The organism is Lysinibacillus composti (genome assembly GCF_016908465.1).
Taxonomy (GTDB): domain Bacteria; phylum Bacillota; class Bacilli; order Bacillales_A; family Planococcaceae; genus Ureibacillus; species Ureibacillus composti_A.
The window spans coordinates 66,979-82,782 of record NZ_JAFBDY010000001.1; the positions used below are offsets into that span (position 1 = coordinate 66,979).

Consider the following 15,804-nt stretch of genomic DNA (forward strand, 5'->3'; position numbering starts at 1 on the left):
TCTCGTTTATTATAGCATATTTCTAAGTTGTGCGAACATAGTTATTGACAATGTGATAAATAATAGTAGAATATTCATTATAGTTTTTTAAGTGTCGAAAAGATTGAAGTAGTGTTTACACTCCCTGTCTTAGAGAGCTAGCGGTTTGGTGAAAGCTAGTCACAGTGATAAGCATGAATTACGTTCTTGGAGCTTAACGTGTTCGTCGCGATATGACGACTTATGAGAGGAAGAAGGTATTCACTTTCTTCAAGCCGGGTGGTACCGCGTTACTTTAATTATAACGTCCCTGCATGCATTTATTGCATGCAGGGTTTTTTTATTAGTAAAGGCGCCATCTAAGCTATTCGTGCGAGAATGTTATGTCTATATAACAAATAGGAAGACTCACTTTTATTATTACCTAGGGAAGCTTACTTATTTTAAAAAAAACTAGTTAGGTGTACTAAATTTGTTTTTCAAATTTTGAATATTTATAATAATTAGTTTTACCAAAAAGATAGGAGGATTACACAAATGGCAAATCAATTAATCGAAGATTTACAATGGCGAGGTTTGTTATATCAACAAACTGACGCTGAAGGAATGGAAAAATTATTAAATGAAGAAAAAGTATCGTTATATGTAGGAGTAGATCCAACTGCAGATTCTATGCATATTGGTCATATTGTTCCTCTTTTAACACTTCGCCGATTCCAACAAGCTGGTCACCGCCCAGTACTTTTAGTGGGTGGAGCAACTGGAATGATTGGGGACCCATCAGGTCGTTCCTCTGAGCGTAACTTATTAACAGCTGACCAAATTTCACAAAATGTTGCGGGCTTAAAAGCACAAATGGAACGCATCTTTGACTTTAATGTGGGTGAAAACGGCGCAATCTTAGTAAACAACTATGACTGGGTTGGCGAAATGAGTGTCATCGATTTTCTACGTGACTATGGGAAATTAGTAAATGTTAACTACTTACTAGCAAAAGATACAATTGCATCTCGACTTGAAACAGGAATTTCATTCACTGAATTCACGTATACAATTTTACAAGGTTTAGACTTTAATCATTTATATGATCATCATAATGTCCGCATCCAAGTTGGTGGTTCCGACCAATGGGGGAATATTACTACTGGTCTTGAGGTTATTCGAAAAACTCATGAGGAAGAAACAAATGCATTTGGTTTTACAATTCCATTAGTGACAAAAGCGGATGGAACAAAATTCGGGAAAACAGCGGGTGGTGCTGTATGGTTAGATGCAGAAAAAACATCACCATACGAGTTTTATCAATTTTGGGTTAATACTGCAGATGCTGATGTTATTAAATATTTAAAAATCTTTACTTTCTTAAATCGTGAAGAGATTGAAGCATTAGAAGTAACGGTTCGAGAAGAGCCACATTTACGTAAAGCGCAAAAAACATTAGCTTCTGAAATGACGAAACTTATTCATGGAGAAGAAGGATTAGCTCAAGCAGAACGTATTACAGCTGCTTTATTCTCAGGGGATTTAAAATCTTTATCTGTTGAAGAAATGAAAGTTGCATTTGCTGGAATTCCTTCAGTTGAAGTTCCAAAAGAAGATAAAAATATAGTGGACTTTATTGTAGAAGCAGGAATTTCTTCATCAAAACGTCAAGCACGTGAAGATGTAACAAATGGAGCAATCTCTATAAATGGAGAAAAAATTACAGATCTTGACTACGTAGTAAATGGTGAAAATCGTTTAGAAGATGAATTTGCAATCGTTCGACGTGGAAAGAAAAAATACCATATGGTTAAATTTAATTAATTTAAATAGACCCTTGAAACCGAAAATAGGTTTGAAGGGTCTATTTTTTATTCATCGTTCTCTTTATATGGTACAAACGTGGGTTTTTTATTTGAATCACTTTTAAACTTTTGGATGAAAGATATGGTTTGTTGATAAACCTTTTCAATTTTCTCTTCTAACGAATTAGTACGTTCAAATAATATAAATCGTACATGGTCTATTTGATGGATCATCTTTTCCATAAATCCTTCCTGATGATCCACACGTTTTAATACTTCTTGTTGGGTTTCCTCAATTACTGTCATTTGTTCGGCCATGTGATGATGTAAATCATGTTGTTGATCCATTTTTTGTAACACTTCTTCATTGACCGTACCTAATTGTTCTAACCTTAGAACCACTTCATTTTTCATCCCATCAAACTGATCTAACCGTTTCACAATCTCTTCCTTTGATAGTTCAAATTGCTGTAACTGTTTTACTAAATTTTCATGAGAGATATCGACATGTTGTATTTTATTTAAAAGTTTTTGCTTGTCTTCCTTTTCAGTTTTTATCAATCCGTGTAATTCAGAATTTTGATTTTCTAACTTTTCTAGCCAATCGATTACATCATGTTCTAGTTTTTCGTGTCGAGAAGTAAGGAATTTTAGTTCAATTAATCGATCTTCTATTTCTTTCCATCTTCTTATTTGTTGTTGTGTTATTTTGTTCTGAGAATTATTTAACATGTCGATTGCACGATGAATGTTTTTATTCGAGACTATTTGCTCCTCCAAAAAATCCGCCATGGCATCCCTGCGATATTCAATTTGATTGGGCTCAATAGGTGAAGTAGTTTGCCTAAACAGTCCCGGGTGTTCATTTTCATTGATGAATAAACCCATGTATGTTCACACCCCCTTACTACTTTATATAGTATGCGATATAAAGAAAGGGTGTACTTTCCGTAGACTGTGCCTTTTCATCCATAATTAAAAGGCGAGACATTTCTTCTAATGATGTCTCGCTGAAACTCTCTGATTAGTTAGATATATGATTTAAGCTAAATTCTAAATCTTTTTGAAGATGTTCAATCATTAATTGTTCTGCTAATTCTCCGTTATGTGATTCAATCGCATTACAAATTAATTCATGTTCTTCTATTAGGAATGGTCTTTTTTGTTGCACAACAGTTTTTCTAGCAAGATAAATAATTGATTGCATTCGTTCAATGATATCAGTAATTAAAGGATTATTCGCCTCTTCCACTATAATCTGATGAAACTGATAATTTGCATTCATTATTTCTTCAGTTGTTCCATTGTGTCCAATATCTACACATTCTCTTAAACGAAGTAATGCATTCTCTGTAATAAAATTAGCACAATATTTGGCTGCGTAACCCTCAAGCAATATCCGCACCTGAAAGATATTTCGCATATCAATGGAGCTCGGGATAAATATACGTTTATTTTTTATAAGTCCTTCTTGTTCAAGTTTTGCTATTGCTGAACGAATTGGTGTACGACTTATACCGAGTTTTTCGGCAAGGCTTGTTTCAGTCAGTTTTGTTTCTGGGTCAATTTTACCGCTCAAAATTTGATCTCGTATATATTCGTAAGCATATGTGTACGAATGTACATCTTTTTTCTTCACTTCAATCGCTCCTAGTAGTCTTCTACTATTTAGTATATAAGTCTGGAGAAAAAATTTAAAGGTAAAAGTATTAAATGTATACAAATAATAAAAAAAGTATACATTTAATTATTTATTGTGTACAAAAATTATAAAATTGTGTACAATTTATTTCATAATGTAAGCGCTTTTTTAAAATGAAATAAAGTTTAGACCATTTAGTTAATACTAACTGGTGAATTTAAATAATGGTTTCAAAAGGAGAGAATGGAATTGGCTAAAAAAGTAGGATTTGTTGGATTAGGAATTATGGGGAAACCCATGGCTATAAATTTAATCAAAGCTGGATTTAATGTAATGGTATTTGATATAAATCAAAATGCGGTAAACTCCGTAGTTGAAGCTGGTGCAACAGCTGGTTCTGTTATGGAAATGGGTGAAACACGTGATGTAATCATTACAATGTTACCTGCTTCTCCTCACGTAAAATCAACAATTCTTGGTGAGAATGGTGTATTAAAAACAGCTAAAGAAGGATTAGTAATTATAGATATGAGTTCAATTTCTCCTGTTGATTCAGTTGAAATAGCAAACGAAACTGCAAAAAAAGGTGTCCATATGATTGATGCCCCTGTAAGTGGTGGAGAGCCGAAAGCGATTGATGGAACATTATCTATTATGGCTGGCGGTAAAGATGACGTGTTTGAATCAGTAAAAGATGTTTTACAAGCTGTCGGTAAAGATATTGTATTAGTTGGAGATAACGGTAGTGGTGTAACAGCCAAGTTAGCGAATCAAATTATTGTAAATTTAAATATTGCTGCAATGTCTGAAGCACTTGTTTTAGCTGCTAAGGCCGGTATAGATATTGATAAAATGTACCAAGCAATTCGTGGTGGTTTAGCGGGTAGTGCGGTGTTAGATGCGAAGGTACCTTTAATTTTAGAACGCAACTTTAAACCTGGTGGCACAATGGCAATTAACATGAAGGACATTGCAAATGTTATGGATACGGCACATAACCTAGATGTACCTCTTCCACTTTCAAGTCATTTACTTGAAATCTTCCATGCTTTAAAGGCAGATGGAAAAATAATGGATGACCATGGTGGCATTGTTCAGTACTATGAAAAATTAGCAAATGTTGAAGTAAAGAGAGTGCAAAACTAACATGAAAAATTTAAACGTACAAGAAACATTTTCTTCACTACCAACGCTTCCGCAAGCTGATTTGGTTAATGAAATATTAGCAAAAGAATTAAAGGAGTTAAACAAAAAAATCATTGTGTTAGATGATGATCCAACTGGTGTACAGACTGTTCATAACATATCTGTTTTTACTGATTGGTCAGCTGAAAGTATTGAAGCTGGTTTTGCAGAAGAGAATTCCATGTTCTTTATCCTCACTAATTCTCGTGGTTTTACAGCTAATGAAACTGAAAAGGCGCACAAAGAAATCGCAAAAATTGTGCAAGAAACTGCTAAAAAGTTTAATAGAGAATTTATCATAATCAGTCGTGGAGACTCTACATTACGTGGACATTATCCATTAGAAACAGAAGTGTTAAAAGACACAGTTGAAGAGCTTTCAACAACTAAATTTGATGGAGAAGTTATCATACCTTTCTTCCAAGAAGGCGGAAGATTCACAATTAATAACATTCATTATGTTCAGTATGATGAAGAACTAGTGCCTGCCGGAGAAACAGAATTTGCTAAAGACCGTACATTTGGCTACTCTGCCTCTAATTTAGCTGAATGGGCAGAAGAAAAATCGAATGGACGTTACAAAGCAAGTGATGCGACTTTTATTTCAATAGAAGATATTCGATCATTAAACATTGATGCCATTGTTGATCAGTTAATGGCGGTTAATAACTTTAATAAGATTGTAGTAAATACAGTTGATTATCTAGACGTGAAAGTATTTGTGATCGCATTAGTTCGAGCGATGCGCAAAGGAAAAGTGTTTATGTTCAGAAGTGCTGCTGCATTAACTAAAGTAATTGGTGGGGTAAGTGATCGTCCACTTCTATCACGTGAAGAATTAGTGAAGGATAACTCGACAAATGGTGGACTAATTATGATTGGTTCACATGTAAAGAAAACAACTGAGCAATTTGAAGAATTAAAAAAATGTGACTTCATACATTTCATCGAATTTAATGTACATTTAGTGTTAAATGATTCTGCTTTTAAAGCTGAAGAAGATCGAATTGTAAACTTAGTCAATGAACTTATTTCTAAAGGACAAACGGTTTCAGTTTATACAAAACGTGAACGTTTAGATCTAGGAGAAAATAAAAAAGAAGAAGAATTAAAGCTTTCTGTTAAAATCTCTAATGCAGTTACAAATATCGTAAAACGACTACAGGTTCGCCCTAGTTATATCATTGCAAAAGGTGGTATCACATCAAGTGATATTGGAACAAATGGTCTTGGTGTGAAACATGCCATTGTAGCTGGACAAGTAAAACCTGGTATTCCCGTTTGGTACACAGGGGACGATTCAAAATTCCCAGGATTACCATATGTGATCTTCCCTGGTAATGTAGGTACAAAAACCACATTGAAAGAAGTTGCAGAACTACTACAAGATAACTAGGGAGGTGTCGGCAAGAATGCTAGTGAATACAAAAGATATGCTTTTAAAAGCAAAACATGAAAAATATGCAATAGCTGCTTTTAATGTATATAACTTAGAAACTGTTCAAGCGGCAATTCGTGTATCTGAACAGTTACAACATCCTGTTATTATCGCTCTAGGTGAACGTTATTTTGGGACGGTTGATGTCGAAGGTTTTGCTAGTTTAGTAAAAACTTTAGCAGCAAAGTCTTCAGTACCGGTAGCGCTTCATTTAGATCATGCATATGAGAAAGAATCAATCATTCGAGCGATTCGTGCGGGCTTTACTTCTGTTATGTATGATGGTTCAAAATTCGATTTAGAGAATAATACACGTCTTACGAAAGATATTACAGAAATTGCTCATATGGCAGGCGTTAGTGTAGAGGCTGAAATTGGATCTGTTGCTCTAGGTGCTTTCTCAGATGAAGAAGAAGGTGCAGGAACATTAACTGATCCAAAAGAGGCAAGGAAGTTTGTTGAGGAAACAGGTGTCGATTTTTTAGCTGCGGCGATTGGGACTGTTCATGGAATGTATAAAGGAGAACCCAATATCCGATTAGATTTACTAGATGAGATTCGTGAAATGGTGGATGTACCACTTGTATTACACGGTGCTTCAGGAACTCCAGAAGAAATTATTAAAGAATCTGTTGCTAGAGGAATATGCAAAATCAATGTGAATACAGAAGTTTCACTTGCTGCAACACGACATCTTGACGAAATGTTCAAAAATGAAGAACGTAAGAATGCACATTTATCAACAATTATGGCAGATATGCAACAATCGATGGAACCAGTAATGGAAAAATTTACGAAGTTACTAATGAATAAATAATATAATAGAAGAATGCGCTACAATTGTACCGCATTCTTCTTACAAAGAAAGAGGAATAATATGCCAATAGTTTCTATTATTATAGGAGTTTTACTTCTATTAGTTCTTATGATGGGATTAAAGTTAAACGCTTTCATTTCCCTAATCGTTGCAGCATTAGTCGTAGCCGTATTAGAAGGAATGACACCAATTGAAGCGATGACTTCCGTTCAAACGGGTTTAGGTAATTCACTGGGTAGCTTAACAATGATTATTATATTCGGAGCAGTTTTAGGTAAATTAATGACTGACTCCGGTGGTGCTCAACGTATTGCCTCTACGATGTTAACTGCATTTGGAAAAAAACGTGTTCAATTAGCATCAGTGATCACTGCTAGTGTAGTAGGAATAGCCTTGTTCTTCGAAACAGGGGTTGTTGTACTTATTCCTTTAATATTTACGATTGCTACAGCAGCAGGTGTACCACTTCTTTACATTGGCCTTCCAGTAATAGCAGCATTAATTACAATGCATGGATTTGTTCCTCCGCATCCTGGACCTACAGCAATTGCGGAAATCTTCGGTGCTAATATTGGTCAAACAATTATTTGGGGAGTAGTTATTGCTATACCTTCTATTATTATAGCAGGTCCATTGTTTACTAAATTATTCAAAAAAGAAGATTTAGAGGTTGAAATACCAAAAGGATTATTTACGCCTAAAACATTTGAAGATCATGAAATGCCAGGATTTGTGACAAGTATTATAACTGCACTTTTACCGGTAATTTTAATTGGTATTAAGACAGTCGTTGAAATAGTAGCACCAGATTCTGCCGTTCGACCGTTTACTGATTTTATTGGTACTGCAAGCACTGCATTATTAATCTCGGTAATAGTAGCCATGTTTACATTCGGTCTTAACCGAGGTAAGAACATGAAAGAAATTATGAATATATTTGCTGATGCAACAGCAGGGATCGCGTTAATTTTATTAATAATCGCAGGCGGTGGTGCTTTCAAGCAAGTATTACTTGATAGTGGAATCGATCAATATATCGCGGGAATAATGGAAAATACGACACTTTCACCAATTCTTTTGGTTTGGTTAATTGGTGCAGTTTTACGTGTAGCATTAGGGTCAGCAACAGTCGCTGGGATGACTGCAGCAGGGATTGCGGCACCTATTATTGCTGTTACAGGTGCGAGCCCAGTATTAATGACATTAGCTGCTGGTGCAGGTAGTGTTGGTTTCTCACACGTAAATGATGCAGGGTTCTGGATTGTTAAAGAATACTTCAACATGTCAATAGGGAAAACATTTAAAACGTGGACAGCCTTAACATCAATTATTTCTATTGTTGGTTTAATTGGCGTATTAATATTAGATATGTTCCTATAAAAGTATCTGAAGACATAGTGAATAAGAGTTAATCAAAACTCTATTCATTGTGTCTTTTTTAATAGAAGATAACTAATTAATATTATTAAATAACTATGTCTACTGCCACACTATTTATTTCATACTATTGTGGAGGTGGAAAAAATGACGATAGTACGATTAGGATACGTTGCGATGAGTGTAGAACTTAAAAATTCTTCTCCTTCCCAAACAATGACGTTCACTCAATTTCAAAAAATCAGGGACCGTGAAGCAGCAATTCGTAAGTTAGAACGGATTGCACTAGCTAATTTAGAGAATACACACAGGCTGCTAAAACATAATGTGTTTCATGAGATCCACTTTTATCGATTAACCTCTCGATTAATTCCGTTAGCTAATCACGAAGAACTTGCTGATTGGAATTATATGAAACCATTAAAAGAGAAGCTACGTGAAATAGGGGAATATGCTGAAAAAAATAGCATGAGAATTGACTTTCATCCTGACCATTTTGTTGTCCTGAATTCTTCCAAAATGGATGTATTAAAAAATTCAATAAAAACTTTGAAAATGCATTATCTTATTTTAAAGGGTATGGCAATAAATCCAGCTCATCGCTGTGTGCTTCATGTTGGTGGTAATTATAATGAAACAGTAAAATCACTGGAGCGTTTTATTGATAATTGGATGTCTGTTCCAAAATCCATACAACAATTGATTATACTTGAAAACGATGATACATCATTTACACTGGACGATACACTTTATTTATGTGAAAAATTAGGCATTCCGCTTGTATTTGATTATCATCATCATCTAGCTCACCACCAAAACATTAATTGGGAAGAAAATTGGGAACGCGTTATAACAACATGGAAGGATTCACCCCTTCCAATCAAAATGCATATTTCGAGTCCGAAAAGTGATGCAGAATTCCGTCATCATTCAGATTATGTTGATGTGAGCATGTTCTTTGAATTTTTAAATAAGATTAAAGGGTCTGTTCCAGAAATTCACTGTATGATTGAGGCTAAAAAGAAGGATGAAGCTCTATTTGCTTTAATTGAAGATATTAAAAAAAGAGAAGACGTTGAAATGATTGATGGGTCCTCATTTTATTTGAAGTAGTGAGAACAATTCATTACCTGTCAAAAGTAAATTAATTGCACATTCCTATTTGTACTTATTTATTATAAAAAACGATCCAGAACCTTTAACAAGGATTCTGGATCGTTTAAAGAATAACGATTAACGAGAGTAGAACTCAACGATTAATGATTCTTGGATATCAGATGATAATTCAGAACGTTCTGGAAGACGTACAAATGTACCTTCTTTTTTGTCTGCATCAAATGAGATATAATCTGGTACGAAGTTATTAGCTTCGATTGCTTCTGTAATTACAGCAAGGTTTTGAGATTTTTCACGAAGAGAAATCACTTGACCTGGTTTAACACTGTAAGAAGGAATATCAACGCGTTTACCATCAACTAAAATGTGACCGTGGTTAACTAATTGACGAGCTCCGCGACGAGTGCGAGCGAAACCTAAACGGTATACTAGGTTGTCAAGGCGAGTTTCAAGAAGGATCATGAAGTTTTCACCAACAACACCTTTAATTTTAGAAGCTTTAGTGAATAGGTTTTTGAATTGACGTTCAGTCATACCGTACATATGACGAAGTTTTTGTTTTTCTTGTAATTGTAAACCATATTCAGATAATTTTTTGCGTTGGTTTGGACCGTGTTGACCTGGTGCATAAGGGCGTTTTTCTAATTCTTTACCTGTGCCACTTAAAGAAAGACCAAGGCGACGAGATAATTTCCAAGATGGACCTGTATAACGAGACATGTATTGTCTCCTCCTTTAAATTTGGTTTTTTTTGTTGTAAAACAAAAACCAGTTGCACCCGACACTTGCGGTATTTTATTTTCATGTACCTTCGCCCTAGCAGCCGATAGAGTTACACAATACACCGTCTATATTAATAGAGGAATAAAATACTAGAACAAGCTTATACAACTGCTGCGTTCATTTTACACAAAATCCATTTTATAATTTTTTTATCATATCGTCAATAGAAAAGGTATGTTTAATCAAATACGTTTTGATTTATTTGTATTTTGTACAGTGCTTTCAACATAACTAGCTAAAAAACATATGAACTCCGATTTTATTATTGTTAAGGCCAATAAGATTCTTTTTGCGCGGTACCCGAAAAAGGGGCGTTCTTATTCTGCGTTTATTTTTAACAGTTTCGTTATAATCCCACTTATGAGACAAAGTCGTTAGTCCTAACATTTTAGGAGTGGAATTGTAAGTAATTTTGAAAAGAATCAAGACCTCTTACATAAATAAGAGTATGAAGTAATTCACTACCTCGAATATTATAGTCATTTTGACATAAAAAGTGTATAATTTTTATGAGTTAATAGTATGCGTTCTTTAAACGGAAGAAAAGGTGATTTTATGATAGAACATCGTCACACTTTAAACGCTATTAAATCAGACTTATTAGAAATTTGTTTTAATACAGTTGAAAACCTTAATAGCCACAGTGAATATTTGATGTTATTACAAAATTGTTTACTTAAACATTTTGATATAAATCAATGCTGTTTTCTTTTAAATGAAGGGGAAACTTGTAAACCATATAATATAGATGTATCTTTGGAATTGAAATTTAGTGGCATTCCTTGTATGATGTTCGAACCTTATTTTTACTCAGGTTCTATTGTTACAATTCCGTCTTTTTTAGCTGAAAAAGTGGAATTTAACGGATTGACTCATATGTTATTAATTAAAGTAGGAAACAATACCCCTATAAGTGTAGTATTGCTTAAAGCAACTGAAAAGTGGACTGATTTTTGTCAATCGGAATTTTTTGAAGATTTCCTAAATCATTTTACAAAAGCAATGAATTTGTTATATAAAAATGTCGAAATTCGTTTTAATGAAAATCAATATCGTAAACTATATAATATGACAGATTTATTCCATTCTACAATGGATATTGACGTAATATTGAAAAATGTCTTAACAATTATACAAGAGAATTTCCCAAACTTTGATGTGGAATTGATTTTGTCTAATGATCAAGATCGACAAACGAAAGTTCGGATAAAACCATTTGATTATTTGTCTGAGAGGCCGTCTACGATTGAAGCATTTGTGTCAGGCAAAATTACAACCGAACAGGCATCTGATTTGAATTCTAGTTTATTAAATGCACCGATTAAAGGACGCCAAGCGATTTACGGGATCCTTCAAGTCAGTGCACCAATTTCCTATGTCTATTCAAAAGCACAGAAAGAATTTATTGAAATTTTAGCACACTCGTCAGGTAACGCCCTTGAAAATGCAAAATTATATCATCAATCACATCGCCTAATTAGTGATTTGCAACTAATAAACGAAACAACTTCACGCTTAAATATGAAATTAGACATAAATGAAATGTTATTGTTTTTACAAAAACAATTAATGAAATCGTTCCAACCGATGGAACTTTGTTTCGTTTTAAAGGAAGGCAGTCAGTGTAAGGTAACGAATGCCTCAACGCAACTATTTAAAACTGAAGAAGGAATGCTTTATATCAGTCATGTTTCAAATCATTTTGAAGAAACGCAAGATCCATTATTCATCGCAGATTTTTCGCGTATTAAAGGGCCAAATGTGGAGTATAAATCTATGATGGCTATACCAATGATCGTCGAACAGCGAATTACAGGATTTAGTCTTGTATTACATAAAGATTCTTATTTCTTCTCCTTCGATAGTTTTAAACTAATGCAATCCCTAATACATCATTCTTCATTAGCCATTGCAAATTCCACTTTACGAAATCAATTACAAGAAATGGTTGATCATGATCATTTAACGAAACTCTATGCTCGTAGTTATTTAGATGAGTACGTCGAATCTGCACTTAAAAATGACGACTGTGGCATGTTTTTATTGCTTGATATTGATAATTTTAAACGAGTAAACGATACTTACGGTCACCAAGTGGGTGATGAAATTTTAGTTCAAATTGCAGACCAATTAAGAGTTTTAGTAGGCACTCGAGGAATTTGTGCGAGATGGGGTGGGGAGGAAATGGCAGTTTATGTCCCAAAGATTTCTCCAGAAGAGGCGATAATATTATCGAATCGAATTGTTGAAGTTATACCGGAAGTTACAAATCCAAGAGTCACGATTTCGGCTGGGCTAGTTACAGGGGATGAATACCAAAAGCAAGAATTTCAAACAATTTTTCTTGAGGCTGATACGGCACTTTACTATGCGAAAAAGAATGGTAAAAATCAGGTTTGTATTTTTAATGAAGCAATGTTATTGCATTCATAAGAAAAGGGGTATCTTAAAAGTAATTTTGAGATACCCCTTTACTTATTAAATGAACTTCATTAGTGTTTCTACAAATTGTTCTAAGCCTTGTCGATCTTCTACTGAGAAGCGATTTTTAATCGGGCTATCGATGTCTAATACCCCAATGACCTCTTCATTTTTGATAAGTGGTACAACAATTTCTGAATTAGATGCCGCATCACAGGCAATATGGCCAGGGAATGCATGCACATCATCAACAACAAGCGTTTGCTTTTTTTCAACTGCTGTACCACAAACACCTCTTCCAACTGCAATGCGAACACAAGCAGGGAGTCCTTGGAATGGTCCTAATACAAGCTCTCCATCTCTCATAATGTAAAACCCAACCCAATTGATTTGATCTAAAAATTGATTTAATAGAGCAGATGCGTTACTAAGGTTTGCTATTCTGTCATTTTCTCCCTCAAGCAATGCATCAAGTTGTTTTGATAAGGTATCATATTGTTTTGCAACTGGACCTTCATAATTAATTTTACTATACATAAAAAGCCTCCAATTTTATTTGAAAATTAAATCATAGTGTTGATGTAAGTCTTTAGCTTGATGGGCATCTGAACCAAAAACTAATGGTAATGAAATAGAGCGTGCGTATTCAATTAAATGTAGTGGTGGATAAGGCTCTTTACAAAATGTTTTACTATAACCCGCACTATTTACGTCTAATTCATAATTATTGTCTTTCAATAACGTTAAAATTTCTTTTATGCGATGGTCATCGTCAATTGTTTGGCCGTGAGCAAGTTGAAATTTATGAATAAGTGTTGGATGTCCAATACGTTTTGGTTTGTATGGACCTAAATCTGCTTCAATTGATTGTTGAACTGTATCATAATATAAATTATAAACAGCTTCTACATTCCCAACTTTTTTAGAAAAATCTAAAAAAACATCTTCAGAAAAATCAATACAACAATATGTATTTTGCCAATTTAAAAAATGGACAGATAGAATAGCATCATCTAAATGAGGACCTATTTCATTTAAAAACCCTCTCGTTTCATCCTCGTACCCAACAATAAAGTCTACTTCTAGCCCTATATTAATAGATATTTGTTTAGCGTAACGCTTTTTTAGCTGTTTAAGCTCCTCTATATAGGGATATAAATATTCACTTTTCATGCCACTGTCTTGATCAGGTGTTGGATCAACGAATGAAGAAGGGAGTGGAGCATGCTCTGTGAAAGTTATATGGGAAAAGCCTTCCTTGATTGCTTTTTCGATATATTGTTCAAAAGGGTCATCTGTTCCGTGAGGACAAAAAGGTGAATGAATATGGCCGTCTTTTTTCATAAATACGCCTCCTTTTAAATAGAAAGGTTAACTTTCTTAAAAAACCTTTATTTTTTTAAACAAAAGATAAGAAAAATGTTATATTATATTTACAATATATCCAATTCAGTGATTTTGGAATAGGGGGCTCACGATGAATTATATCATCATTACGGTCATCGTACTATTAGCATTATTTATCGTAGGTTTAATCATCCGACGTAAACATAGTGTTGTTATAGAGCGACTTGAAAAAGAAAAAATGCAAATTCAACATTACCCAATCTTTGAAGAGCTTACAAAGGTGAAAGCTCTAAATATGAATGGACAAACTGAAGAAATGTTTGAACAATGGCGAAATATGTGGACTGAAGTAATGGATGTCGATATCATCAAAATTGATTCGATGCTTTTTGATGCGGAAGAATTTATTGATCGATTTAAATTTAAAAAAGCTTCCCAAGTTCAACGTGAGATTGAAGAACAAATTGCAAAGTGTGAAAAAACAAAAAACCAAATTATATCTGAATTAGAAGAATTAATTGGTAGTGAAGAAAAAAACCGCATTGAAATTGAGCAAATTAAAGAATATTATCGTTCTGCACGAAAAACGTTACTGGCCCATCAATATTCATTCGGACCTGCATTGAAAAACTTGGAAGATAGAATTGAACAGTTTCCAGAGATGTTTGAACAGTTTGATGCCCTGACAAATAACGGTAATTATCTCCAAGCAAGGGAAATTGTACTTTTGTTAAATACTGAAGCACAACAAATAGTGAATTTATTAAATGAAGTTCCGACTTTATTAACTGAAATTCAAACAAAAATCCCTACCTCCATTCATGATTTGAGAAGTGGTCAACGTGAAATGGAAGAGCAATCCTATTATTTACGTCATTTGGAGTTAAATGAATATTTAAATTCACTTGAACAAGAGTTGGAAGGTTTGAAAGGTGAAATGTCTAATTTAAATGTTTCAACAGTTGCTGACCGTATTCAAGAAATAAATGATGAAATTGAACATTACTATGACCTACTTGAAAAAGAAGTAATGGCAAAGAAGTTTGTTGATAGAAATTGTGAAAGTACATATTCATCACTAAGTGAAGTATTACGTGTAACAAAAGAAGTAAGTGATGAAGCAGCGTATGTTCAAACTAGTTATCACTTACCTGATGATGAAGCAGAAATTCCAAAACTAGGATTGAAGCAACTTGAAGTGATTCAGAAGAGATTTGAATTATTGTTAATGAGAGTAAATGAGGAAAAATCTGCATACTCAAGCTTGCAGGAAGAGTTAGTTGAAATAAGCGAAGAAATTGAACAAATAAAAGAAGAACAAGAGAAGTTCTCAAACCGTTTGAAAAATTTACGTATTGATGAAAATAAAGCTCGTACACAACTAGATTCATTAAAAAAATTACTGCACGATACGGATCGCCGATTACATAAGGCAAACATTCCAGGTATACCAGAAGAAATGGATGCAAGACTTGAAGAAGCGGAAGAACAAATTTTTATTGTTATGCAAAGCCTTCAAGAAGTTCCTCTAAATATGGATTCGGTAAACTATAATCTGCTTAATGCACAAAGATGTATTCAAGAAGTGAACGATCACTCTATTGAAATGATTGAGAATGCGAAGCTAATTGAGCGAATTATTCAATATGGAAATAGATATCGTGCAACAAATACACATTTAAATGATCAATTACTCGAAGCAGAGGATGCATTCCTTAACTATCGTTACGCAAAAGCTTTAGAATTGGCCGCAACTGCTGTTGAAGCAGCTGAACCAGGTGCTATTAAAAAAATTGAAGAAATAATTCAAGACGAATTGTATGCAAAACCTTAATGTACCTGTATACGTACAATCAATTTAGCGTTATAATGAAAAAAAATTAAAGCCACCGCACAATGTGTAGGTGGTTTT

Annotated in this window: 13 protein-coding genes and 1 other annotated feature; of the genes, 8 read left to right on the plus strand and 5 right to left on the minus strand. The window is 34.0% G+C overall.

The annotated features are described in order from the left end of the window. The first annotated feature begins 85 nt into the window (after window positions 1-85). Window positions 86-294 (plus strand) — a binding site (T-box leader). A 222-nt stretch (window positions 295-516) separates the two neighbouring features. Further along, window positions 517-1,785, plus strand: a complete 1,269-nt coding sequence (tyrS, locus tag JOD29_RS00305) for a tyrosine--tRNA ligase (RefSeq protein ID WP_124762529.1) — start codon at window positions 517-519, stop codon at window positions 1,783-1,785. A gap of 47 nt (window positions 1,786-1,832) precedes the next feature. Here the strand turns inward: tyrS and JOD29_RS00310 are convergent, their stop codons facing one another. Together JOD29_RS00310 and JOD29_RS00315 are read right to left on the minus strand one after the other, a co-directional pair. Beyond that, on the minus strand, window positions 1,833-2,654 hold the full coding sequence (locus tag JOD29_RS00310) for a hypothetical protein (protein WP_124762527.1): 822 nt from the start codon (window positions 2,652-2,654) through the stop codon (window positions 1,833-1,835). Window positions 2,655-2,790: 136 nt separating this feature from the next. After that, a complete protein-coding gene (locus JOD29_RS00315; RefSeq protein ID WP_124762525.1) occupies window positions 2,791-3,405 on the minus strand; it encodes a GntR family transcriptional regulator in 615 nt (204 codons plus the stop codon). A 252-nt stretch (window positions 3,406-3,657) separates the two neighbouring features. Between JOD29_RS00315 and garR the strand changes: the two genes are divergently transcribed. From garR to uvsE, 5 genes are all read left to right on the plus strand, one after another. Then, on the plus strand, window positions 3,658-4,554 hold the full coding sequence (garR, locus tag JOD29_RS00320; protein ID WP_124762523.1) for a 2-hydroxy-3-oxopropionate reductase: 897 nt from the start codon (window positions 3,658-3,660) through the stop codon (window positions 4,552-4,554). Between the two features lies 1 nt (window position 4,555). Then, window positions 4,556-5,989 carry a four-carbon acid sugar kinase family protein gene (locus JOD29_RS00325; protein ID WP_124762521.1) on the plus strand — a complete coding sequence of 478 codons (1,434 nt, stop codon included), beginning with the start codon at window positions 4,556-4,558 and terminating at the stop codon, window positions 5,987-5,989. A 16-nt stretch (window positions 5,990-6,005) separates the two neighbouring features. Next, on the plus strand, window positions 6,006-6,848 hold the full coding sequence (locus JOD29_RS00330; RefSeq protein ID WP_124762519.1) for a class II fructose-bisphosphate aldolase: 843 nt from the start codon (window positions 6,006-6,008) through the stop codon (window positions 6,846-6,848). 60 nt (window positions 6,849-6,908) lie between these two features. Further along, window positions 6,909-8,228, plus strand: a complete 1,320-nt coding sequence (locus tag JOD29_RS00335) for a gluconate:H+ symporter (protein WP_124762517.1) — start codon at window positions 6,909-6,911, stop codon at window positions 8,226-8,228. Between the two features lie 144 nt (window positions 8,229-8,372). Further along, window positions 8,373-9,338 (plus strand): UV DNA damage repair endonuclease UvsE, encoded by a 966-nt coding sequence (gene uvsE / locus JOD29_RS00340; RefSeq protein ID WP_124762515.1) that lies wholly within the window; start codon window positions 8,373-8,375, stop codon window positions 9,336-9,338. A 120-nt stretch (window positions 9,339-9,458) separates the two neighbouring features. On the opposite strand, the gene rpsD is transcribed toward uvsE, so the two are convergent. Then, the gene (gene rpsD, locus JOD29_RS00345) at window positions 9,459-10,061 is read right to left on the minus strand and encodes a 30S ribosomal protein S4 (RefSeq protein WP_124762513.1); all 603 of its coding nucleotides are present in this window, start codon (window positions 10,059-10,061) and stop codon (window positions 9,459-9,461) included. 585 nt (window positions 10,062-10,646) lie between these two features. On the opposite strand from rpsD, the gene JOD29_RS00350 reads away from it, so the two are divergent. Continuing rightward, entirely contained in the window at window positions 10,647-12,557 is a 1,911-nt protein-coding gene (locus JOD29_RS00350; RefSeq protein WP_239585502.1) for a sensor domain-containing diguanylate cyclase, read from the plus strand. Between the two features lie 45 nt (window positions 12,558-12,602). On the opposite strand, the gene JOD29_RS00355 is transcribed toward JOD29_RS00350, so the two are convergent. Continuing rightward, a complete protein-coding gene (locus JOD29_RS00355; RefSeq protein WP_124762511.1) occupies window positions 12,603-13,082 on the minus strand; it encodes a GAF domain-containing protein in 480 nt (159 codons plus the stop codon). Window positions 13,083-13,097: 15 nt separating this feature from the next. After that, window positions 13,098-13,889 carry a histidinol-phosphatase HisJ gene (gene hisJ / locus JOD29_RS00360; protein WP_124762509.1) on the minus strand — a complete coding sequence of 264 codons (792 nt, stop codon included), beginning with the start codon at window positions 13,887-13,889 and terminating at the stop codon, window positions 13,098-13,100. 133 nt (window positions 13,890-14,022) lie between these two features. On the opposite strand from hisJ, the gene ezrA reads away from it, so the two are divergent. Next, window positions 14,023-15,726, plus strand: coding sequence for a septation ring formation regulator EzrA (ezrA, locus tag JOD29_RS00365; protein ID WP_124762507.1), 1,704 nt, complete (start codon window positions 14,023-14,025; stop codon window positions 15,724-15,726). The last annotated feature ends 78 nt before the right edge of the window (window positions 15,727-15,804 follow it).

Excerpts from the sequence above, each read along its gene's own strand:
- JOD29_RS00330 (WP_124762519.1), top strand. The coding sequence starts at position 6,006 with ATGCTAGTGAATACAAAAGATATGCTTTTAAAAGCAAAACATGAAAAA.
- JOD29_RS00350 (WP_239585502.1), top strand. The coding sequence starts at position 10,647 with ATGCGTTCTTTAAACGGAAGAAAAGGTGATTTTATGATAGAACATCGT.
- JOD29_RS00355 (WP_124762511.1), bottom strand. The coding sequence starts at position 13,082 with ATGTATAGTAAAATTAATTATGAAGGTCCAGTTGCAAAACAATATGAT.
- rpsD (WP_124762513.1), bottom strand. The coding sequence starts at position 10,061 with ATGTCTCGTTATACAGGTCCATCTTGGAAATTATCTCGTCGCCTTGGT.
- uvsE (WP_124762515.1), top strand. The coding sequence starts at position 8,373 with ATGACGATAGTACGATTAGGATACGTTGCGATGAGTGTAGAACTTAAA.
- JOD29_RS00310 (WP_124762527.1), bottom strand. The coding sequence starts at position 2,654 with ATGGGTTTATTCATCAATGAAAATGAACACCCGGGACTGTTTAGGCAA.
- JOD29_RS00325 (WP_124762521.1), top strand. The coding sequence starts at position 4,556 with ATGAAAAATTTAAACGTACAAGAAACATTTTCTTCACTACCAACGCTT.
- ezrA (WP_124762507.1), top strand. The coding sequence starts at position 14,023 with ATGAATTATATCATCATTACGGTCATCGTACTATTAGCATTATTTATC.
- tyrS (WP_124762529.1), top strand. The coding sequence starts at position 517 with ATGGCAAATCAATTAATCGAAGATTTACAATGGCGAGGTTTGTTATAT.
- hisJ (WP_124762509.1), bottom strand. The coding sequence starts at position 13,889 with ATGAAAAAAGACGGCCATATTCATTCACCTTTTTGTCCTCACGGAACA.
- JOD29_RS00335 (WP_124762517.1), top strand. The coding sequence starts at position 6,909 with ATGCCAATAGTTTCTATTATTATAGGAGTTTTACTTCTATTAGTTCTT.